The organism is Cupriavidus sp. IDO, from assembly GCF_000812465.1.
GTDB lineage: Bacteria > Pseudomonadota > Gammaproteobacteria > Burkholderiales > Burkholderiaceae > Cupriavidus.
Window position 1 is genome coordinate 1 of record NZ_JWMA01000014.1, and the last position, 19935, is coordinate 19935.

A 19935-nucleotide genomic window follows, 5' to 3' on the forward strand; every position below is an offset into this window, starting at 1 on the left:
CTTTTTCGCGGGCGTAGCCGGCAAAACAGCCACGCCTCCAAGAACCCAATCCCGCAATCCGGCGAAGAACCTTTTCTTTGGTTTTGGCCGGGCGAGAGGAAGCGTAGATTGGACCTTCTACCGCCCAATATCGGAAACTCCCTATAATCGAACGACCGTTCATTTAGCGTGCCCCCCAAAGGCACCCCCCGTGGTTCAGGAGACACCATGCCCGCCGCCAAACAACTGCCCAAGGCCCTGCAAAACCTGGCCCTGCCTGTGATTGCCTCGCCGATGTTCATCGTCAGCTACCCCGAGCTGGTGCTGGCGCAATGCAAGGCCGGCATCGTCGGTTCCTTTCCCGCGCTGAATGCGCGTCCGGCGGAACTGCTTGACGAATGGCTCACGCAGATGCAGGAAGAGCTGGCCAGCTTCACGGCGGCCAATCCCGGCAAGCCGGTCGGCCCGATTGCGGTGAACCAGATCGTGCATACGTCCAACGCGCGCCTCGAACATGACGTGAAGGTCTGCGTCGAGCACAAGGTGCCGATCTTCATCACCTCGCTGCGCGCGCCGGTGAAGGAGATGATCGATGCGGTGCATAGCTATGGCGGTATCGTGCTGCACGATGTCATCAGCCTGCGCCATGCCGAGAAGGCAATCGAAGCCGGGGTTGACGGCCTGATCCTCGTCGCGGCCGGCGCCGGGGGCCATGCGGGCATGCTGTCGCCATTCGCGCTGGTGGGCGAAGTGCGCAAGATCTTCGACGGCCCGATCGCACTGTCGGGCTCGATCGCCACCGGCGATGCCGTGCTGGCCGCGCAGGCCATGGGGGCGGACTTCGCCTACGTGGGCACGCGCTTCATCGCCTCGCAGGAAGCCCATGCCGCCGAGTCGTACAAGCAGTCGATCACCGGCTCGGCCGCCGCAGACATCGTCTACACCAACCTGTTCACGGGCGTGCACGGCAACTACATCCGCGAGAGCATCGAGAACGCGGGCCTGGACCCCGACAACCTGCCCGTGGCCGACAAGACCAAGATGGACTTCTCCAGCGGCAGTTCCAAGGCCAAGGCGTGGAAGGAAATCTGGGGCGCCGGCCAGGGCGTGGGCCAGATCCACGACATCCCCGCCGCCGGCGAGATCGTCGCCCGCATGAAGGCCGAGTACGACGCCGCCAAGGCGCGTCTGGGCATCAAGGTCTGACCCGCCATTGCAGCCGCAGCATCAGGACCTCTCCGCGACAAAACTCACAGCCGTCGCTGAACTGAGCCGCCGGCAGCGGGCGTTGCGCGCGATCTGGGTGTTTCTGGGAGCGCTGAGCCTGCTGCTTGGCTTTATCGGCATCTTCCTGCCGGTGCTGCCGACCACGCCCTTCGTGCTGCTGGCTGCGGCGTGCTTCGCGCGCGGGTCGGAGCGCTTCCATCACTGGCTGCTGACGCATCAGCGCTTTGGCCCGCTGGTAAGCGACTGGCAGCGCCACCACAGCATTCCGCTGCGCGCGAAATGCTTGGCGCTGAGCATGATGTGGGTATCGATGGGTACCACGGCCTGGCTGATGCGGGCGCGGCCGCTGGCCTCGGTGGCGTTAGTCGCGTGCGCGGCTGCGGTCAGCATGTGGATGCTGAGGCTGCCGACCCGCCCACCGGGCGGGCACAGCAATCAGTCGTAGCGGCGCGCGTCCTCGATCAGCTTGCCATCCTGCGGCAGCGAGCCCGCAGGCACGAACAACACGTCTCCGCGCAGCCGCATCACTTCGCGCAGCGATTCCGCGATCGCGCGCTTGAGCCCTTCGTCTTCGCTCGTGGCCTCGCAATGCAGTGTCATCACGTCAGCGCCGACCGCACCGGTCACCACCAGGCGCGCCGCGCGGATTTCCGGATGCCGGCGCAGCACATCGGCCACCTGTCCCGGATGCACGAACATGCCCTTGACCTTGGTCGTCTGGTCGGCGCGGCCGAGCCAGCCCTTGAGCCGGACATTGGTGCGTCCGCACGGGCTGGCGCGGTGCGAGGAACCGGCCACGATGGCCGACAGGTCGCCGGTGCCGAAGCGGATCAGCGGATAGTCGCCGTTACCGAGCACCGTCACCACCACCTCCCCGGTCTCGCCTTCCGGCATCGGGCGCGAGCCGCCCGGCTCGACGATCTCTACCAGCACGCCTTCATCGACTACCCAGCCATCGCCGCCATCGGTTTCATAGGCAATCAGGCCGAGATCGGCGGTGCCGTACATCTGGTGGACGTGCACGCCCCGCTCCAGGAACCAGGCGCGCAGCGATGGCGGCAGCGCCTCGCCCGATACCAGCGCCTTGGCCAGGCTCGTGCAAGGCGTGCCCATCTCCGCGCCGCGCTCCAGCAGCAGCTTGAGGAAGGACGGCGTGCCCGCATACGCCGCTGGCCGCAGGCTTGCCAGCGCCTGCACCTGCGATTCGGTCTGCCCGACTCCGGCCGGGAACACGCAGCAGCCCAGCCGGTGCGCGCCGGTTTCCATCATCATGCCGGCCGGCGTGAAGTGGTAGGAGAAGGTGTTGTAGACCAGATCGCCCGAACGGAAGCCCGCGGCAAACATCGCCCGCGCGATCCGCCACCAGTCGGCATCGTGGCCGTCCGGCTCGTGGATCGGCCCCGGCGACTGGAAGATATGCTTCAGCCCGCCCAGCGGCGTGGCATTGAGGCCGCCCAGCGGCGGCACTGCGTGCTGGCGCGCCGTCAGCTCGGACTTGCGCGTCACCGGCAGCGCCGCCAACGCCTCGCGCGAGGTCAGCGCAGAGGGATCGACGTCGCGCAGGATGTCAGCAAAGTACGGCGCATTGGCTCGCGCATGGGCCACCTGGCGCGACAACGCGGCAAGCAACGCCTGCTCGCGGACTTCCGGCGCGCGGGTTTCGAGCGAATCGAAGTGTTCTGGCATGGTGCGGTACGTTGCAGGATTAGGGGGTACTTTGAAAGCTGCGACAGCGCGTCGAGAAGCCGTAGCGAGCGGGTCGGAGCGGGCCTGAGGAGCGCAGCCGTACATGGGTACGGCGAGCACCGCAAGGCCCGATCCGGCCCGCGCAGCAGGCTTATTCGTTTCTCTCAGGCAAGCCAGCGTTTGCGCCGGCGGTAACTCTTCACATCCCGGAACGACTTCCGCCCGGCGCCATCGGCATCATTGGCCGCAACGCCAAGGTAGAACTCCTTCACGTCCTCATTGGTGCGCAGCGATTCGGCATCGCCGTCCATCACCACGCGGCCGTTCTCCAGGATGTAGCCGTAGTCGGCATAGCGCAGTGCCACCATGGTGTTCTGCTCGGCGAGCAGGAAGCTGACCTTCTCGCGCGAGTTCAGGTCGCGCACGATCTCGAAGATCTCCTCGACGATCTGCGGCGCCAGGCCCATCGACGGCTCGTCGAGCAGGATCATCGCGGGCTTGGCCATCATGGCCCGGCCGATCGCGCACATCTGCTGCTCGCCGCCCGACGTGTAGCCGGCCTGCGACTTGCGGCGGGTCTTCAGGCGCGGGAAGTAGTCGTAGATCTTCTCCAGCTCTTCACGCGTCTGCGCGCGCGACAGGCCGCGCGTGTAGGCGCCGGTGAGCAGGTTTTCCTCGATCGTGAGGTGGGCGAAGCAGTGCCGTCCCTCCATCACCTGGATCACGCCGCGCCGCACGAGGTCGTTGGGCGTGAGCTGGTCGACGCGGCTGCCGCGGTATTCGATCGAGCCCTTGGTCACGTCGCCGCGCTCCGCGTGCAGCAGGTTGGAAATGGCCTTCAGCGTAGTGGTCTTGCCCGCGCCGTTGGCGCCCAGCAGCGCCACGATCTTGCCTTCGGGCACGTCGAGCGAAACGCCCTTGAGCACGAGGATCACGTGATCGTAGATGACTTCGATGTTATTGACGGAGAGAAGGCTCATGGTGCGGCTCGGTTGGGTATTGCGGTAACTCTGGACTTCGCTTTCCTGCCGTTTTGCTCCCCTCGCCCTCCGGGAGAGGGGAGCCAACCGTCAGGATTCGCGCGGCATCAAGACTTCATGCAAGCCGGCGTAATCCCCTTCTCCTTCGCATACTGCGCGGCGGTCGCCTTGAACAGCGGATGGATCAGGTTCTTGTTGCCCTCGATCCAGTCGGACACCACCACCCACTTGGTGCCATCCCATTGCTGGATCTTCACCTTGCCGGAGCCTTCATGGTTATCGCAGCTGGTCTTGATCTCCGGCAGCAGGCCGGTGGCACCCAGCTGCTGCAGGCGTGCATTGGTGATGTTGAGGTTCTCGAAGGCCCAGCGCATCTGCTCGCCGGTCATCGGCTTGCCCTTGCCGAACTTCGCCTGCGCCACACGGATGGCTTCCACCGTCACCACCGCGGCCGACACGCCACGGTTGTACAGCACCGAGCCCACCTTGTTCTTGTCCTGCATATTGCCCTTGCCGGCGCCATAGACCACCTTGTCGATATCGGCAATCAGGGGCACGGCGTGGCCCGCGACGTTCCAGGTCGCGCTCATGTAGCCCTTGGCGGCATCGCCGGCCGGCACGGTGTCTTCTTCCGAACCTGCCCACCATGAGCCGATCATCTTGTCGCGCGGGAAGCCCACCTTCTGCGCGGCCTTCAGCGCGGTCTGGTTCATCACGCCCCAGCCCCAGAAGATCACGTAGTCAGGCTTCTCCTGGCGGATCTTCAGCCACTGGGCGCCCTGCTCGTTGCCGGGGTGGGCTACCGGGATCTCGACCAGGTCGAACTTGCCGAGCTTCGCTTCGGCCTGTAGCGCCACGATCGGCTCCTTGCCATAGGCCGAGTCGTGATACAGGTAGACGATCTTCTTGCCCGCCAGCGAGCCGCCGCTCTTAGAGGCCAGGTACTTGACGATGGCCGAGACCTGCATCTGGTAGGTCGTCACCAGCGGGAAGGCATACGGGAACACCGAACCGTCCACGGCATCGGTACGGCCGTAGCCCATCATCACCAGCGGCACCTTGTCGGCGGCAGTCTTGTCGACCAGCGCGTACGAAATGCCAGTCGACATCGAGTGATACGCAGTGCCCTTGGACGTGGCGTTCTTCGACTTCAGGCGCTCATAGCATTCCACGCCCTTGGCATTGTTGTATTCGGTCTCGCACTCTTCCCACGACAGCTTGACGCCATTCACGCCCCCTTCCTTGAGGTTGACGTAGTTCAGGTAGTCGATGAAACCGCCGTACCACGACTGCCCGTTAGCGCCATACGGTCCCACGCGATAGCTCGGCAGCGCAACGAACTGCTCGCTGCTTTGCGCCAGTGCCGTTGCCGCCGGCGCCAGCAGTGCAGCCGCGGTGCTGAGCACCAGGGCGGCGCGTTGCACATTGCGGATCAGGTTGGTCATGACAGTCTCCTTCGCCCTCGAGGGCGTTTGTTATGTGCAGGCTTTGCAGCCTTGATACGACAGACAGGAACTGCGAATAAATGGATGCGCCAACATCAATGCGGGAACGGCCACAGGCGCAGCTTCTCCTTGGCGATCTGCCAGAGGCGCGCCAGGCCATGCGGCTCGACGATCAGAAAGAAGATGATGAGCCCGCCGAATACCATCAGCTGAATATGCGACACCGTGGCGTTGGTGAACGGCAGGTGCAGCATCGACGCCAGCGGCGGCAGCATGTTGTCCAGGAAGATCGGCAGCAGCAGGATGAACGCCGCGCCGAGGAACGAGCCGAGGATGCTGCCCACGCCGCCGATGATGATCATGAACAGCACGCGGAACGACAGGTCCAGCGAGAAGCCGTCGGGCTCCACCGAGCCGAGGTAGCAGAACGCATACAAGGCGCCGGCCACGCCGCAGTAAAACGAGCTGACCGCAAACGCCAGCAGCTTGGTGCGCATCAGCGGAATGCCGATCACCTCTGCGGCAACATCCATGTCGCGCACCGACATCCAGGCGCGGCCGGTGGCCGAGCGCACCAGGTTCTTGGCGATCAGCGCCAGCACCGTCACCACGCCCAGCACGAACAGGTACTTCTTCACCGGTGTGTCGATGGCGATGCCGAACAGGTCCAGCCGCTGTGCCGTGATCACGCCCGACGAGCTGTTGTTCGAGAACCAGGGGAACTTGGTCAGCGCCCACACCACGAAGAACTGCGCCGCCAGCGTCGCCACCGCAAGGTAGAAGCCCTTGATGCGCAGCGACGGCAGGCCGAACGCCACGCCCACCAACGCGGCGGACAACCCGGCGAGAATGAACGTCAGCAGCACCGGCAGCCCTTCGATGCGCAGCTGGAAGTTGTATGCCGCATAGGCGCCTACTGCCATGAAGGCCGCGGTGCCGAGCGACAACTGCCCGGCGTAACCGGTCAGGATATTCAGCCCCAGCGCCGCCAGCGCGAAGATCAGGAACGGGATCAGGATGGCCGAGAACCAGTACTCCGAGCCGGTGAACGGGATCACCACGAACGCCACGGCCATCAGCACGGCAAAGCCGATGCGGTCCTGGCGGATCGGGAAGATCTGGCTGTCGGCAACGTAGCTGGTCTTGAACTGGCCGGCTTCACGATAGAACATGGCAAGTCTCCTGTGCGAAGTCGGTCAGACGCGGTCAATGTGTTTCTCGCCGAACAGCCCTTCGGGCCGCACCAGCAGAAACAGCAAGGCAAATACATACGGGAACCAGCCTTCGATGCCGCCGAAGTTGCCGCCGAACACCGACTGGAACACCGGCGGGATGTAGATCTCGGCCAGCTTCTCCGACGCGCCGATGATCAGCCCGCCGACGATCGCGCCGGGCACCGAGGTGAAGCCGCCGAGGATCAGCACCGGCAACGCCTTCAGCGCGGTCAGCGTCAGCGCGAACTGCACGCCGTTGCGCGACCCCCACAGCAGGCCGGCCACCAGCGCGACGAAGCCCGCCACGCCCCACACGATGGCCCAGATGTTCTGCAGCGGAATGCCGAGCGACAACGCCGCCTGGTGATCGTCCGCCACCGCGCGCAGCGCGCGGCCGACCTTGGTGTACTGGAAGAACAGCGCAAGGGAACCCACCAGCACGCCGGCAATGCCAGCCGCCGCCAGGTCGAACTTGGAGATGACGATGTTGAAGTTGGTCAGGATCGATTCGATCGGCTCGTCGACGATGCCCAGGTTGATCGGGCGCACTTCATTGCCGAACAGCAGCGGCCCCAGCCCTTCGAGGAAGAACGACAGGCCGATGGTCGCCATGAACAGCGTGATCGGCGGCTGGTTGACCAGCTTGCGCAGCACGAAGCGCTCGGTGCTCATGCCGACCAGGATCATCACGATAAAGGCGCCGATCACCGCCGCCCACATCGGCATGCCCTTGTCCATCAGCCCCACCACCGCCAGCGCGGCGAAGTAGACCATCGCGCCCTGCGCAAAGTTGAACACGCCCGAGGCCTTGTAGATCAGCACGAAGCCGAGCGCCACCAGCGAGTACATCAGCCCCGATAGCAGGCCGCCGATCAGGATTTCGAAGAAGAACGTCATGGCTGCGTTCCAGTGAATGCGATTTAGGAGTGAGCCCGTCTGGGGCTCAGTGCGACGTACCCAGGTAAGCCTTGATCACGTCCGGATTACCCTTGACCTCGTCCGGCGTGCCGTCGCCGATCTTCTTGCCGTAGTCGAGCACCACCACGCGGTCGGAGATATCCATCACCACGCCCATGTCGTGCTCGATCAGGACGATGGTGGTGCCGAACTGGCGGTTGACGTCGAGGATGAATCGGCACATATCCTGCTTCTCTTCCACGTTCATGCCGGCCATCGGCTCGTCCAGCAGCAGCATCGACGGCTCGGCCGCCAGCGCGCGCGCCAGTTCCACGCGCTTCTGCAGGCCGTACGGCAGGCGCCCCACCGGCGTCTTGCGGATCGACTGGATCTCGAGGAAGTCGATCACTTCCTCGACCTTCTGGCGGTGGCGCATTTCCTCATTGCGCGCCGGCCCCCACCACAGCGCATGGGCGAAGAGCCCGGTGCGGAACTGCGTGTTGCGCCCGGTCATGATGTTGTCCAGCACCGTCATGCCCTTGAACAGCGCGATGTTCTGGAACGTGCGCGCAATGCCCTGCCGCGCGGCGGCGGTCGGGTGCATCTGCTTGCGCTCTTCGCCGCGAAAGACGATGCGGCCCTGCTGCGGGTGGTACACGCCGTTGATCACGTTCAGCATCGAGCTCTTGCCCGCGCCGTTGGGCCCGATGATCGCGCGGATCTCATGCTCGCAGACATCGAACGAAATATCCGTCAGCGCCTTCACCCCGCCGAACGCCAGCGAAATATGCTGCAGGTCGAGAATCACTTCGCCGCCGGTGCGCGCGTGCTCACCGGTGCGCTGTGCGTGTTGCGTGCCGGTTTGCGCGCCGCTGTCGTCAGCCAGCCCTGCCGGCGACAGCGGGCCGGATGGCGCAATCGCACCACCGCTGCCCGCGCCGCTCGCATCGGTCCGTGCCGTGCCGGTCCACTCGCGCTGTCCAGCGCCTTGCCAGGCCACTTGCGTCATCTTGCTGTCTCCGCTTGTACCGCTCAGGCTGCGCGCGCTGCCGGCGGCAGGCGCTTCGCATCTACCAGCTTCAGCGTTGCCGACACGCTGCCTTCACGCCCGTCCTCGAACTTCACGCGGGTCTCGATAAACTGCTCGGCCTTGCCGGCATAGAGCGCCTCCACCAGCACGCCGTACTTGTCGGCAATGAAGCCGCGCCGCACCTTGCGCGTGCGCGTCAGCTCGTCGTCGTCCGGGTCCAGTTCCTTATGCAGGATCAGGAAGCGCGCAACCTGCGAGCCGGCCAGCATGGGATCGTTGGCCAGGTCGGCATTCACCTGGTTCACGCATTCGCCGATCATCTCGAGCACGTCCGGCTGCGCGGCCAGGTCCACGTAGCCGGCGTACGGCAGGTGGCGGCGCTCGGCCCAGTTGCCGACGGCCTCGAAATCGATGTTGATAAAGGCGCAGACCTTGTCGCGGCCAGTGCCGAACGCCACGGCTTCCTTGATGTACGGGAAGAACTTGAGCTTGTTCTCGATGTACTTGGGCGCGAACATCGAGCCGTCCGCCAGCTTGCCCACATCCTTGGCGCGGTCGATGATCTTCAGGTGGCCGTCGGCGTCGATCACGCCGGCGTCGCCGGTCATGAAATAGCCTTCGTCGTTGAGGGCCTCGCGCGTGGCGTCGTCACGCTTGTAGTAGGACTTGAGCAGGCCCACGCCGCGCACCAGCACTTCGCCGTTCTCGGCAATGCGGATTTCCATGCCGGGCGCAGCCGGGCCCACGGAATCGAACTTCACCTGGCCATCCGGCTGCAGGCAGACATAGGCGCAGGTTTCCGTCTGGCCGTAGAACTGCTTGAGATTCACGCCGATGGAGCGATAGAAGCGGAACAGGTCCGGCCCGATCGCCTCGCCGGCCGTGTAGCCGACGCGGATGCGGCTCATCCCCAGCACGTTGCGCAGCGGGCCGTAGATCAGGAACTCGCCAGCCGCATAGCGCAGGCGATCGGCCAGCGGCACCGGGCGTCCGTCGAGAATATCGGAGCCGCAGCGACGCGCCACGCCCATCGCCCAGTGGAAAAGCTTGCGCTTGACCCACCCGGCATCTTCCATGCGGATCATCACTTGCGTGAGCAGCCCTTCATAGATGCGCGGCGGCGCGAAGTAATACGTGGGGCCGATCTCGCGCAGGTCGGTCATCACCGTCTCGCGCGATTCGGGGCAGTTGACGGTGAACCCCGCCACCATCGCCTGCGCATACGAGAACAGGTTGTCGCCCACCCAGGCCATCGGCAGGTAGGACAGCACATCGTCGTCGGCCTTCAGGCCATCGAAACCGCATCCGTTCTGCGCCGCGCCGATCAGGCCCTGGTGCGCATGGCACACGCCCTTGGGCTTGCCGGTGGTGCCGGACGTGTAGAGGATGATCGCGGTGTCTTCGGGCGATCCCGCGGCAACGGCCTCTTCATAGAAGCCCGGGTGCGCCTGGTCATATTCGCGGCCGATTTCCTGCAGGCGCGCATAAGACATCAGCGACGGATGATCGTAATCGCGCAGCCCGCGTGGATCTTCATAGATGACGTGGCGCACGCCGCGGCCGATGGCAGCAAGCTGCTCTTCGACCTCCAGCAGCTTGTCCACCTGCTCCTGGTCCTCGACGATGGCGAATTCGATCTCCGCATCGTCCAGCACATAGACCATCTCATTGGCGATCGCGTCCTGGTACAGCGGCACCGGTACGCCGCCAAGCGCCTGCGCGGCGGTCATGGCCCAGTACAGGCGCGGGCGGTTGTCGCCCACCACCGCGAGGTTCATGCCGCGCCGGAAGCCGAGCGCGGCCAGCCCGCACGCAAGCGCCCTGACCTCAAGCGCTACCTGTGCCCAGCTGTATGTCTGCCAGATGCCGAGATCCTTCTCGCGATAAGCCGGGTGTGCCGGCCGCTGCCGGGCGTGACCCAGCAGCAATCGCGGAAAGGTCGTCGCCGACGATTCCTGCATCGCTGTCTCCTGTCCCTCCGGCGTGGGGGTCCACGCGCGGTGTCAAGCGCCGGTCCGGTCGTTATACTTGGCTTGTTTTGCCTGGCGGCGCTCATGCCGCAGTGCATCAAGCCCGTTGTGCCTTGTATTTACTGGCACTCGCGGTTCGGTGTGATCGTAAGATAGCCGATGCCAATCACCGGGGTTGTCACGCCGGTGACAATTCCGGGTTAATCCCTACGGGAGCCATTCCAGGCCATGCTCAACGATTTTGTCGACCGCTGCGTGTGGGCAGCCGACCTCAGCCCCGAGCAGCGCGAGCGCGTGCGCCGCGCGATGTTCGTGCATGATTACAGCCAGGGCGACTACGTCTGTCACAAGGGTGACATCGCCGAGCACTGGATGGGCGTGCTCGAAGGCATCGTCAAGATCACTACCGTCTCGCCCTCGGGCAAGTCGGTCACCTTCACCGGCGTGCCGACCGGCGGCTGGTTCGGCGAAGGCGCCGTGCTCAAGTCGGAAATCCGCAAGTACGACGTGATGGCACTGCGCCGCTCCACCATCGCCTTCCTGCCGCGCGACACTTTTCAGTGGCTGCTGGATACCAGCCTGCCCTTCACCCGCTTTCTGCTGACGCAGTTCAACGAGCGGCTCGGGCAGTTCATCGCGGCGGTGGAATACGAACGGCTGCTCGACATCGATTCACGCGTGGCGCGCGCGGTGTCGTCGCTGTTCAACGAGCACCTGTATCCGGGGATCGGGAAGACGCTGGAAATCTCGCAGGAAGAGATCGGCTTGCTGGCCGGCATCTCGCGTCAGCGTGCCAACCAGGCGCTGAAGGTGCTTGAGCAGCAGGGGCTGGTGCGCGTGGATTATGGCGTGATCGAGGTGCTGGACCTCGACGGCCTGCGGCAGTACGGCGAGTAGCGGCGAGTGGCGATGTCTTGCGCTTCAGTGATTGATGACGCCACCGTCCGGGCCTACCGGGAAACGCATTACTGCGTCCACGGCGACACGCCCATGACGCTGAAGGTGGACGAAGCCAGCCCGCCACTGGCGGCACTGCATTGTCGGCTCCAGGTCGCGTCGAGCGCGTTCATCACCGCCGCCAACCCGTTCAGCCAGCGCTGCGATGAACAGGCCAACGCCCGCCGACAGCAGTCATTGTCAAAGGAGCTGGCGCAACTCGGCCTGAGCGTCATCGCAGGCCTGGGCGAGCATCCGTCCAACGGCTGGCCTGGCGAGCCGAGCTTCCTGGTACCCGGCCTCTCGCTCGAAGCGGCAAAGGCACTCGGCCGGAAATACGGCCAGAACGCGGTGATCTGGTGCGGCGCCGACGCGGTGCCGCGCCTGATCCTGCTGCGCTGAACGCGCAGGCGCCCTCCGGAGCCGCACTACCGCGGCCCCGTTCTCGCTTAGCGCTTAATAGCGGTAGTGGCGTGGATGGTGGCCATACCAGGCGTCATGCGTCCACCAGCGGCGGCCATCCCAGTAGCGGTCGCCATGCCAGCCGATCACAAAGGCCGGCGCGACCACGGCCGGAGGCGGCGCATAGACCACGGGCGGGGGCCCGTAGACGACCGCCGGCGGAGATGGCGGGGCCACATAAACCGGGGGCGGCGGAGGCGGCGGCGCCACGTAGACCGGAGCGGGCACGCCGATATTCAGGTCGACATCGACACGGGCCATCGCGGACCGGGCTGCAACCAGCGACAGCGCGCCGAGCATCAGGGCAGCAAAGACCGGGCGGGACATGGATTTCCTCTTTTCGTTAATGTGCACAATTCCACTTTAGCGGTGGTTCCCAGTAATCGGTTGCGGCGAAATGTTTCGGCATATCACCGCGTGTAAGCACGCCTTGGCTGCACACAAAAGGGGCCGCAAAATGCGCACCGGCCGCTGAAAAGCGGCCGGCGGGTCTCGCTTGCCGATCCCCGACGCTGCGCGCGGGGATCAGTGCGGATCACTTGCTGTAGACGTACACGCCACGGCCGGTCTTGCGGCCCAGGTAGCCCGCAGCCACCATCTCGCGCATCAGCATGGCCGGACGATACTTCGGATCGGCAAACTCGGTGTACAGCACTTCCATCACCGCCAGCATGGTGTCCAGGCCGATCATGTCGGCGAGCGCCAGCGGCCCGATCGGGTGGTTGCAACCCAGCTTCATGCCTTCGTCGATTTCTTCCGGCGAGGCCAGGCCTTCGCCCAGCACGCAGAAGGCTTCGTTGATCATCGGGCACAGGATGCGGTTGACGACAAAGCCCGGGCTGTTCTTCACGGTGATCGGGTACTTGCCTAATGCCTTCGACAGCGCCTCGACGGCGCCGTGCGTGGCGTCGCTGGTCTGCAAGCCGCGGATCAGTTCCACCAGGGCCATCACCGGCACCGGGTTGAAGAAGTGCATGCCGATGAAGCGGTCGGGACGCGCGGTCACCGCGGCCAGCTTGGTGATCGAGATCGACGACGTGTTCGAGGCAATGATCACGTTCTCGCCGACGATGCCATCGATCTGCTTGAGGATCTTGACCTTCAGGTCGAAGTTCTCGGTAGCCGCTTCGATCACGATGTCGGTGGCCTTGAGGTCATCGTAGGACGTGCTGCCCTTGATGCGCGCCAGCGCGGCGGCCTTGTCGGCTTCGCTGATCTTTTCCTTCTTGATCAGGCGATCCAGGCTGCCCGATACGGCGGCAACACCTTTCTGTACGGCGGCGTCGCTGATGTCCACCATCACCACGTTAAGGCCTGCCACTGCGCAGGCCTGGGCGATGCCATTGCCCATGGTACCGGCACCGACGATGCCCACTGTCCTGATTGCCATCTTGTCTTCCTCTGTTGCTGGTTAAACTGGTTAAGTATCGGGTCAGGCCGCCTGCTCGCGCAGCGCAGCGATGATGCGTTCGGCATGCTCCTTGAGCAGCTCGGGCTCCTGCATTTCGCGCGCGTGGCCACGCAGGGCGTGGTCGGCATAGCGCGGGACGATATGGAAATGCACGTGCGGCACGGTCTGCCCCGCTGCCGCACCGTTGAACTGTCCGATAGAAATGCCGTCGGGCGAGAACGCCGCGCGTACCGCGCGCGCCACGCGCTGGGTGGCGACGATGGCCGTCTGTGCGCCATGCTCCGACAGGTCGAAGAGATTCACCGCGGCTTCCTTGGGCACCACCAGCGTGTGGCCGTCGGCCTGCGGCATGATGTCCATGAAGGCCACCGTGTCGTCGTCTTCGTACACCTTGATGCACGGCAGCTCGCCGCGCAGGATCCTGGCAAAGATGTTGTTCGGGTCGTACTGGCTGTTCATGATCTTGTCTTGCAGTTGTCTCGAATGGGGGCTTACGGCGCAGCCATTGAGTGTAACGCAGGGCAGCCGCCGGTTGAGGGCACCCCGCCCGTCACCCACCCGTCAAACCGGCTGCGGCGTGAACCGGGGTCTACATATTGCGCCGATATTGCCCCCCGACCTCGAACAGCGCATGCGTGATCTGGCCCAGCGAGCACACCCGCACGGCATCCATCAACACCGCAAACACGTTCTCGTTGTCGATCACGGCCTGGCGCAGCCGCTGCAGCATGGCCTGCGCTTCTCCCGCATGTGCCGACTGGAAGGCATGCAGGCGGTCTAGCTGGCTCTGCTTCTCGGCCTCGCTCGAACGCGCCAGCGCCAGCTTCTGCGGCGTCGGATCGCCTTCCGGATTGCGGAACGTGTTGACGCCGATGATAGGCAGCGTGCCGTCGTGCTTGAGCTGCTCGTAGTAGAGCGACTCCTCCTGGATCTTGCCGCGCTGGTAGCCGGTTTCCATCGCGCCGAGCACGCCGCCGCGCTCGGCGATGCGTTCGAACTCCTGCAGCACGGCCTCTTCCACCAGGTCGGTCAGCTCCTCGATCAGGAAGCTGCCCTGGTTGGGGTTCTCGCATTTCGCCACACCCCACTCGCGGTTGATGATGAGCTGGATTGCCAGCGCGCGGCGCACCGATTCGCCGGTGGGCGTGGTGATGGCCTCGTCGTAGGCGTTGGTGTGCAGCGAGTTGCAGTTGTCGTAGATCGCGATCAGCGCCTGCAGCGTGGTGCGGATATCGTTGAAGTCGATTTCCTGCGCGTGCAGCGAGCGGCCGGAAGTCTGGATGTGGTACTTGAGCTTCTGGCTGCGCTCGTTGGCGCCGTACTTTTCGCGCATCGTCACGGCCCAGATGCGGCGCGCCACGCGGCCCAGCACGCTGTACTCGGGGTCCATGCCGTTGGAGAAGAAGAACGACAGGTTGGGCGCGAAGTCGTCGATATGCATGCCGCGCGCCAGGTACGCCTCCACATAGGTGAAGCCGTTCGCCAGCGTGAATGCCAGCTGCGAGATCGGGTTAGCGCCAGCTTCCGCGATGTGATAGCCCGAGATCGACACCGAATAGAAATTGCGCACCTGGTGGTGCACGAAGTACTCCTGGATATCGCCCATCACCTTGAGCGAAAACTCGGTGGAGAAGATGCAAGTGTTCTGGCCCTGGTCTTCCTTGAGGATGTCGGCCTGCACCGTGCCGCGCACATTCTGCAGCACCCACGCGCGGATCTTGGCTTCCTCGTCGGCGGTAGGCTCGCGCTGGTTGTCGGCGCGGAACTTGTCGAGCTGCTGGTCGATGGCGGTGTTCATGAACATCGCCAGGATGGTCGGCGCCGGGCCGTTTATGGTCATCGACACCGACGTGCCCGGGCTGGTCAGGTCGAAACCGTCGTACAGCACCTTCATGTCGTCGAGCGTGGCGATCGACACGCCGGAATTGCCGACCTTGCCGTAGATGTCGGGGCGCACGTGCGGATCTTCGCCATACAGCGTGACCGAATCGAATGCAGTCGACAGGCGCTTGGCATCCATGCCTTCCGATACCAGCTTGAAGCGCCGGTTGGTGCGGAAGGCATCGCCCTCGCCGGCAAACATGCGGGTCGGGTCTTCGTTCTCGCGCTTGAAGGCGAACACGCCGGCGGTGTATGGGAAGCTGCCGGGCACGTTCTCGCGCATCAGCCACTTCAGCACTTCGCCGTCGTCCTCGAAGCGCGGCAGCACCACCTTGCGCACCTTGGTCCCGGACAGCGTGGTCGTCACCAGCCCGGTACGGATCTCCTTGTCGCGGATCTTCACCACGTATTCGTCACCGCTGTAGGCCTCGCGCATCCGCGGCCACATGGCGAGCAGCTTGCGCTCGACCTGGCCGAGCGCGGCGTCGCGTTCGGCGGCGAGCGCATCGAGTGCCGAGCCGTCGCCCTGCGCCACCTGCAGCATGCGGCTCGATTCGCGCAACTGCTGGCGCTCGCGCGCGATGCGGCTCTGCCCGGCCACGCGGCGGTGGTAGGCGCGCATGGTGTCGGCCAGCTCCGCCAGGTAGCGGCTGCGCGCGGGCGGCACGATCACGTTCTGGCCGGTGGAGATGCGGCCGGACAGCGCGGGCAGCATGCCCGGCTTTACTTTCAGGCCGCGCGTGGCCAGTGCATCGCGCAGGCCCTGGTACAGCATCGTCACGCCGTCGTCGTTGAAGCGAGAAGCCTGCGTGCCGTAGACCGGCATCTCTTCGGCCTTACTGTGCCACTGCTCGCGGTTGCGCTGCACCTGCTTGGCCACGTCGCGCCAGGCATCCTGCGCGCCCTTGCGGTCGAACTTGTTGATGGCGACGAAGTCGGCGAAGTCCAGCATGTCGATCTTCTCGAGCTGGCTGGCCGCGCCGAATTCGGGCGTCATCACGTACAGCGATTGGTCGACATGCGGCACGATGGCCGCATCGCCCTGCCCGATGCCCGAGGTCTCGACGATCACCAGGTCGAAGCCCGCCACCTTGCACGCGGCGATCACGTCCGGCAGCGCCTGCGAGATCTCAGAGCCCGCCTCGCGCGTCGCCATCGAGCGCATGAAGACGTTCGGATTGTTGATCGCATTCATGCGGATGCGGTCGCCCAGCAGCGCGCCGCCCGACTTGCGGCGCGACGGATCGATCGAGATCACGGCGATGGAGAGCGCATCCTGCTGGTCCAGGCGGATGCGGCGGATCAGCTCGTCGGTCAGTGAAGACTTGCCGGCGCCGCCGGTGCCGGTGATGCCGAGCACCGGGGTCGATGCATTGGCTGCCTGTACATACATCGCCTTTACCAGCTCCGGATCGGCCTTGCCGTTCTCCAGCGCGGTCATCAGTTGCGCCAGCGCGCGGCGGTTGCCGCTGGTCACAGGATCGAGACTGGCTGGCGCATAGCGCGACAGGTCGATGTCGCAGCGCTGCACCATGTCGGCAATCATGCCGGCCAGGCCCATGCGCTGCCCGTCCTCGGGGCTGTAGATGCGCGCCACGCCATACGCCTGCAGTTCGCGGATCTCGTCCGGCACGATCACGCCGCCACCGCCACCGAACACCTGGATATGCTCGCCGCCCTTCTCGCGCAGCAGGTCGACCATGTACTTGAAGTACTCGACGTGCCCGCCCTGGTAGCTCGAAATCGCAATGCCCTGCGCGTCTTCCTGCAGGGCTGCCGTCACCACTTCCTCGACCGAGCGGTTGTGGCCCAGGTGGATCACCTCGCAGCCGGAGGACTGGAGAATGCGGCGCATGATGTTGATCGAGGCGTCATGCCCATCGAAGAGCGACGCCGCCGTGACAAAGCGCACCTTGTTGGCCGGACCGCGACCTTGCGCGGTGGGCTTGGGCTGTGGCGCGCCGCGCCGCACATCATGCACATCGGAAAGGTCGGTCATTGTCTCCACCGTGTCTGGTGTTGGCTGGCTGCCGCAGCGTCCACCGCTGGCGCCGCTCTGTGTCGGCTTGGCAGGATCGTGCGGGCTGTCCCTCGCGACGGGCGGGGGCCCGTCGATTATATGACGTTGACGTTAACGTAAAGCAATGGGGTGGAACACCGACGCCGGCTCGTGCTGGCTCGGCGTGTCCTCCCTTATAGAGTAGGTGCCCGGAGCGGGCACCGGGCAAACAAAAGGCCACCTGTCGGTCAAGGGGGTCGCTTAAAGTGTTGACGTGGGTAACGAGAAAAGCATAGAGTACTGTATATCCATACAGTACTCTAGGTAGGCTTTTGCTCCACACCTTTGAAACCCGCCTCAATCTGCCCCCCGAGTTTGCCGCCTTGTTGGCGGTTAACTCGGAACGCTGGTCGTGGGGCGCGCGTAAGGCTTGGAGTCTTCTGTATCGACAAAACCTCACTCGAGCGACCGCCTACGCCACCTTAACGAGGGAAGGCTTTACCTCGCATCAGGTCAATTCCATGCTGACGCAAGCTGAAATGCGCCATGCAGGCTTGGTCGAACTCAAAAAGTACGAACGAGGTCAGCTTGAGCTGGCCATTCAGCGACGCGAACGCGCACTAGCGGACAAAGGCAAGAAAATTCAGGCCCTGTCAAAACGGCAAGCCAAGCTACGCGCTCAACGCAATAAAGTAGCGCCGAAGCCGGGGAAAGCCCGTTCAAACCGCTACCTTACGACGCTAGCCCGCCTGCGGGAAGTCGATACCGAACTCAAATTTTGCCGCAACTGGGTCGCACAAAAAGAACGCGTTCTTACTGCCAAGCGCGGCAAGCTGTCCTCGCTGCTTATAGCTATTGATGAAGGCCGCTACAGTCTCTGTTTTGGCTCGAAGAAGCTGCTTCAGCAGCGGCCCGGCGAACACAACACCGAGACCACCCGTTCGCCTCTGTCGAGGATTGGCACGAGGCCTGGAACACAGCCCGAAACGGTCAGGTCTGGTCGATAGGACATACGGCTAAGCCCAGCGGCAATAGCGAACTACAGTGGCTGCCGGATACCAACCAGTTGCGCGTCCGGTTGACGGACAAGCTTGCGCATGAACGCATGGACGCTTTGGGCATTCCTCGCAGCGGAGGGCCGCAAAAGGTGATGCCCCTTCGCATGAAATGCCGATTCATTGTGATTGACGGGGTCGACTTTGCCTCGCATCGGGGCGCGGCGCGCGCAGCGCTGATTGACGCGTTTGGAAAGCGGCCTGTCACAATGCGGCTCTTGTAAAGGCTATCACCGGCCGGCGAGCGCATTTGGTATCTGCAAGCGAGCGTTGACGTTCCCACCGGTTTCAACCTAGAGACCGCTCGCACTAGAGAGGCCGGTGTCCTTGGACTGGATTTGAATGCCCGGGGCGTTGCCTGGGCTGTGGTGAAGCCCGATGGGAACCGATTGCGGGAGGGCCATCCGCAGAGCGGCTTTCTCGGCTGGGACCTAAAAGGCCTTTCCGACGCTGTACGCAAGCAAGTCATCGGAACAACCGTTGCAGAGCTTGCCCGCCTGGGCAAGCGCCTAGGCCTCGCAGTGGCCATCGAGAACCTCGATTTCGCGACGAAGAAGGCCGGCTTGCGCGCCGACGGCATCAACAAGCGATACAACGAGATGCTGAGCACGTTTGCAAGCTCACAGTTCGCGGAGCTAATGACCCGTGCCTGTGAAAAGGCTCATGTTCGGCTCTATTTGGTGAACCCTTCGTACAGTTCGGTCGGAGGCTTCACCAAATATGGCCGTCCCAATCGAATCGGCGCGGATGAGTCCGCCGCTCTTTGGTTGGGCCGGCAAGCTTTGTACGGTATCCCCTGGAAGACAGTGGGTGCCCAGTGCTTCGTCAAGAGGCACAACGAGCGACTCGTCTTTTCGCACCTGCCAGCCACCCCGAAGCAGAGCAAGACGGCCCTGGCAGGGGCTCAATGGAAAGATGTCGCTTGGGCTCTAGGCAAGAACCGACAGCGATGGGGTGAAAACCTCCGCAATTGGTTCCTCTGCCAGGTCGAAACCCCTTCCCCGCAGACCGTCTGCGAGCCTGGTGTGGCGTCATTGGCAACGGGATAGAAGTGTGGTTTTCAGCTCGAGACCTCTAGGACCTCGAGCGGCGCAGTGAAAACTGCGTTTTGTCGCCGTGTTCTCTTGTGGAAGAAATTTTGCCTAAGAGAATGGCCATCTCTGCTAGGACAGAAGATGACCATTGAGAATTACATCAACACTTTAAGCGACCGTCTAGCCTGTCGGTGGCCTTGCGTGGGTCTGGGAATGAACGCTTGTCAGCAATTCAGGCCCAGATCTTCGGGCACTCCCCAAAGGCATCCGTGCTGTGCTCTTCGGCGCGGTGCCGCAGCGCGCGCGCCCACGCCACCAGCCGGCGCAGCGACCACGGCGCCGGCGTCTGCGCCAGCGTGAAGCGCGCGCCCGGGCCGTCGCCCGACAGCCACACGCGGTAGCCTTCCGGCAACGCCAGGGCGGCGCCCGGCTCCAGCCAGATATCGTGCGGATTGCCCTCGACTGTCACCCACAGCCTGCCGGCCACCGCGCGGACGGTCTGTCCGTAACCGGCGCGCCAGCTCACGGGCTGCCCGGGCTCATCCAGTTCGAAAATCCTTAGTTCGCGCATTTCGCCACTCCTGTTCAGCTCGGCGGTTTTGCTCCGCGCCAGCCCCGAATCCGGTCGCCGGCACCCTCCTCCGCCACGCTTCCATTATTCGCATCGCCAACTAGAATCCCATGTACAGTTGCGAACAGTTTTCGATGAACTGTTCAGCAGTTTTCCCT

Annotated in this window: 18 protein-coding genes; 6 read left to right on the plus strand and 12 right to left on the minus strand. The window is 64.1% G+C overall.

The annotated features are described in order from the left end of the window. The first annotated feature begins 207 nt into the window (after nucleotides 1–207). Complete coding sequence (locus RM96_RS04735; protein ID WP_039008268.1) at nucleotides 208–1185, plus strand: NAD(P)H-dependent flavin oxidoreductase; 978 nt, start codon at nucleotides 208–210, stop codon at nucleotides 1183–1185. Nucleotides 1186–1267: 82 nt separating this feature from the next. Next, nucleotides 1268–1651 carry a YbaN family protein gene (locus tag RM96_RS04740; RefSeq protein WP_193752393.1) on the plus strand — a complete coding sequence of 128 codons (384 nt, stop codon included), beginning with the start codon at nucleotides 1268–1270 and terminating at the stop codon, nucleotides 1649–1651. Here the strand turns inward: RM96_RS04740 and RM96_RS04745 are convergent. The 7 genes from RM96_RS04745 to RM96_RS04775 form a co-directional block, all read right to left on the minus strand. Then, nucleotides 1642–2892 (minus strand): phenylacetate--CoA ligase family protein, encoded by a 1251-nt coding sequence (locus RM96_RS04745; RefSeq protein ID WP_039008270.1) that lies wholly within the window; start codon nucleotides 2890–2892, stop codon nucleotides 1642–1644. The genes RM96_RS04740 and RM96_RS04745 overlap by 10 nt on opposite strands. 164 nt (nucleotides 2893–3056) lie before the next feature. Next, on the minus strand, nucleotides 3057–3872 hold the full coding sequence (locus RM96_RS04750) for an ABC transporter ATP-binding protein (RefSeq protein WP_039008272.1): 816 nt from the start codon (nucleotides 3870–3872) through the stop codon (nucleotides 3057–3059). Nucleotides 3873–3979: 107 nt separating this feature from the next. Next, nucleotides 3980–5317, minus strand: a complete 1338-nt coding sequence (locus RM96_RS04755) for an ABC transporter substrate-binding protein (RefSeq protein ID WP_039008274.1) — start codon at nucleotides 5315–5317, stop codon at nucleotides 3980–3982. A 95-nt stretch (nucleotides 5318–5412) separates the two neighbouring features. After that, nucleotides 5413–6489, minus strand: a complete 1077-nt coding sequence (locus RM96_RS04760; RefSeq protein ID WP_039008276.1) for a branched-chain amino acid ABC transporter permease — start codon at nucleotides 6487–6489, stop codon at nucleotides 5413–5415. A 24-nt stretch (nucleotides 6490–6513) separates the two neighbouring features. Beyond that, nucleotides 6514–7428, minus strand: a complete 915-nt coding sequence (locus RM96_RS04765; protein ID WP_039008277.1) for a branched-chain amino acid ABC transporter permease — start codon at nucleotides 7426–7428, stop codon at nucleotides 6514–6516. A gap of 46 nt (nucleotides 7429–7474) precedes the next feature. Continuing rightward, nucleotides 7475–8437 (minus strand): ABC transporter ATP-binding protein, encoded by a 963-nt coding sequence (locus RM96_RS04770; protein WP_039008279.1) that lies wholly within the window; start codon nucleotides 8435–8437, stop codon nucleotides 7475–7477. A gap of 23 nt (nucleotides 8438–8460) precedes the next feature. Continuing rightward, nucleotides 8461–10419, minus strand: a complete 1959-nt coding sequence (locus tag RM96_RS04775) for an AMP-dependent synthetase/ligase (protein WP_039008280.1) — start codon at nucleotides 10417–10419, stop codon at nucleotides 8461–8463. Between the two features lie 237 nt (nucleotides 10420–10656). On the opposite strand from RM96_RS04775, the gene RM96_RS04780 reads away from it, so the two are divergent. Further along, nucleotides 10657–11325, plus strand: coding sequence for a Crp/Fnr family transcriptional regulator (locus RM96_RS04780; RefSeq protein ID WP_039008283.1), 669 nt, complete (start codon nucleotides 10657–10659; stop codon nucleotides 11323–11325). Nucleotides 11326–11337: 12 nt separating this feature from the next. Beyond that, nucleotides 11338–11766, plus strand: a complete 429-nt coding sequence (locus RM96_RS04785; protein WP_039008285.1) for a DUF3293 domain-containing protein — start codon at nucleotides 11338–11340, stop codon at nucleotides 11764–11766. A 54-nt stretch (nucleotides 11767–11820) separates the two neighbouring features. Here the strand turns inward: RM96_RS04785 and RM96_RS04790 are convergent, their stop codons facing one another. The 4 genes from RM96_RS04790 to icmF all read right to left on the minus strand — a co-directional run bounded on the left by RM96_RS04790 (nucleotide 11821) and on the right by icmF (nucleotide 17117). Next, nucleotides 11821–12153, minus strand: a complete 333-nt coding sequence (locus tag RM96_RS04790; RefSeq protein WP_039008286.1) for a hypothetical protein — start codon at nucleotides 12151–12153, stop codon at nucleotides 11821–11823. A 208-nt stretch (nucleotides 12154–12361) separates the two neighbouring features. Continuing rightward, entirely contained in the window at nucleotides 12362–13216 is an 855-nt protein-coding gene (locus tag RM96_RS04795; RefSeq protein ID WP_039008287.1) for a 3-hydroxybutyryl-CoA dehydrogenase, read from the minus strand. Nucleotides 13217–13258: 42 nt separating this feature from the next. Continuing rightward, nucleotides 13259–13696, minus strand: a complete 438-nt coding sequence (locus RM96_RS04800) for an HIT family protein (RefSeq protein ID WP_039008289.1) — start codon at nucleotides 13694–13696, stop codon at nucleotides 13259–13261. 130 nt (nucleotides 13697–13826) lie between these two features. Further along, on the minus strand, nucleotides 13827–17117 hold the full coding sequence (icmF, locus tag RM96_RS04805; protein ID WP_039008291.1) for a fused isobutyryl-CoA mutase/GTPase IcmF: 3291 nt from the start codon (nucleotides 17115–17117) through the stop codon (nucleotides 13827–13829). Nucleotides 17118–17449: 332 nt separating this feature from the next. Between icmF and RM96_RS38475 the strand changes: the two genes are divergently transcribed. After that, complete coding sequence (locus RM96_RS38475; RefSeq protein WP_152624040.1) at nucleotides 17450–18124, plus strand: hypothetical protein; 675 nt, start codon at nucleotides 17450–17452, stop codon at nucleotides 18122–18124. Between the two features lie 386 nt (nucleotides 18125–18510). Then, a complete protein-coding gene (locus tag RM96_RS04815; RefSeq protein ID WP_152624041.1) occupies nucleotides 18511–19221 on the plus strand; it encodes a hypothetical protein in 711 nt (236 codons plus the stop codon). 217 nt (nucleotides 19222–19438) lie between these two features. On the opposite strand, the gene RM96_RS04820 is transcribed toward RM96_RS04815, so the two are convergent. Next, a complete protein-coding gene (locus tag RM96_RS04820; RefSeq protein ID WP_039008296.1) occupies nucleotides 19439–19777 on the minus strand; it encodes a DUF2917 domain-containing protein in 339 nt (112 codons plus the stop codon). Nucleotides 19778–19935 lie beyond the last annotated feature (158 nt).

What these genes read in the sequence shown, in the direction of transcription:
- RM96_RS04735 (WP_039008268.1), top strand. Translation starts at nt 208, where the DNA reads ATGCCCGCCGCCAAACAACTGCCCAAGGCCCTGCAAAACCTGGCCCTG.
- RM96_RS04745 (WP_039008270.1), bottom strand. Translation starts at nt 2,892, where the DNA reads ATGCCAGAACACTTCGATTCGCTCGAAACCCGCGCGCCGGAAGTCCGC.
- RM96_RS04750 (WP_039008272.1), bottom strand. Translation starts at nt 3,872, where the DNA reads ATGAGCCTTCTCTCCGTCAATAACATCGAAGTCATCTACGATCACGTG.
- RM96_RS04755 (WP_039008274.1), bottom strand. Translation starts at nt 5,317, where the DNA reads ATGACCAACCTGATCCGCAATGTGCAACGCGCCGCCCTGGTGCTCAGC.
- RM96_RS04760 (WP_039008276.1), bottom strand. Translation starts at nt 6,489, where the DNA reads ATGTTCTATCGTGAAGCCGGCCAGTTCAAGACCAGCTACGTTGCCGAC.
- RM96_RS04765 (WP_039008277.1), bottom strand. Translation starts at nt 7,428, where the DNA reads ATGACGTTCTTCTTCGAAATCCTGATCGGCGGCCTGCTATCGGGGCTG.
- RM96_RS04770 (WP_039008279.1), bottom strand. Translation starts at nt 8,437, where the DNA reads ATGACGCAAGTGGCCTGGCAAGGCGCTGGACAGCGCGAGTGGACCGGC.
- RM96_RS04775 (WP_039008280.1), bottom strand. Translation starts at nt 10,419, where the DNA reads ATGCAGGAATCGTCGGCGACGACCTTTCCGCGATTGCTGCTGGGTCAC.
- RM96_RS04780 (WP_039008283.1), top strand. Translation starts at nt 10,657, where the DNA reads ATGCTCAACGATTTTGTCGACCGCTGCGTGTGGGCAGCCGACCTCAGC.
- RM96_RS04785 (WP_039008285.1), top strand. Translation starts at nt 11,338, where the DNA reads ATGTCTTGCGCTTCAGTGATTGATGACGCCACCGTCCGGGCCTACCGG.
- RM96_RS04790 (WP_039008286.1), bottom strand. Translation starts at nt 12,153, where the DNA reads ATGTCCCGCCCGGTCTTTGCTGCCCTGATGCTCGGCGCGCTGTCGCTG.
- RM96_RS04795 (WP_039008287.1), bottom strand. Translation starts at nt 13,216, where the DNA reads ATGGCAATCAGGACAGTGGGCATCGTCGGTGCCGGTACCATGGGCAAT.
- RM96_RS04800 (WP_039008289.1), bottom strand. Translation starts at nt 13,696, where the DNA reads ATGAACAGCCAGTACGACCCGAACAACATCTTTGCCAGGATCCTGCGC.
- icmF (WP_039008291.1), bottom strand. Translation starts at nt 17,117, where the DNA reads ATGACCGACCTTTCCGATGTGCATGATGTGCGGCGCGGCGCGCCACAG.
- RM96_RS04820 (WP_039008296.1), bottom strand. Translation starts at nt 19,777, where the DNA reads ATGCGCGAACTAAGGATTTTCGAACTGGATGAGCCCGGGCAGCCCGTG.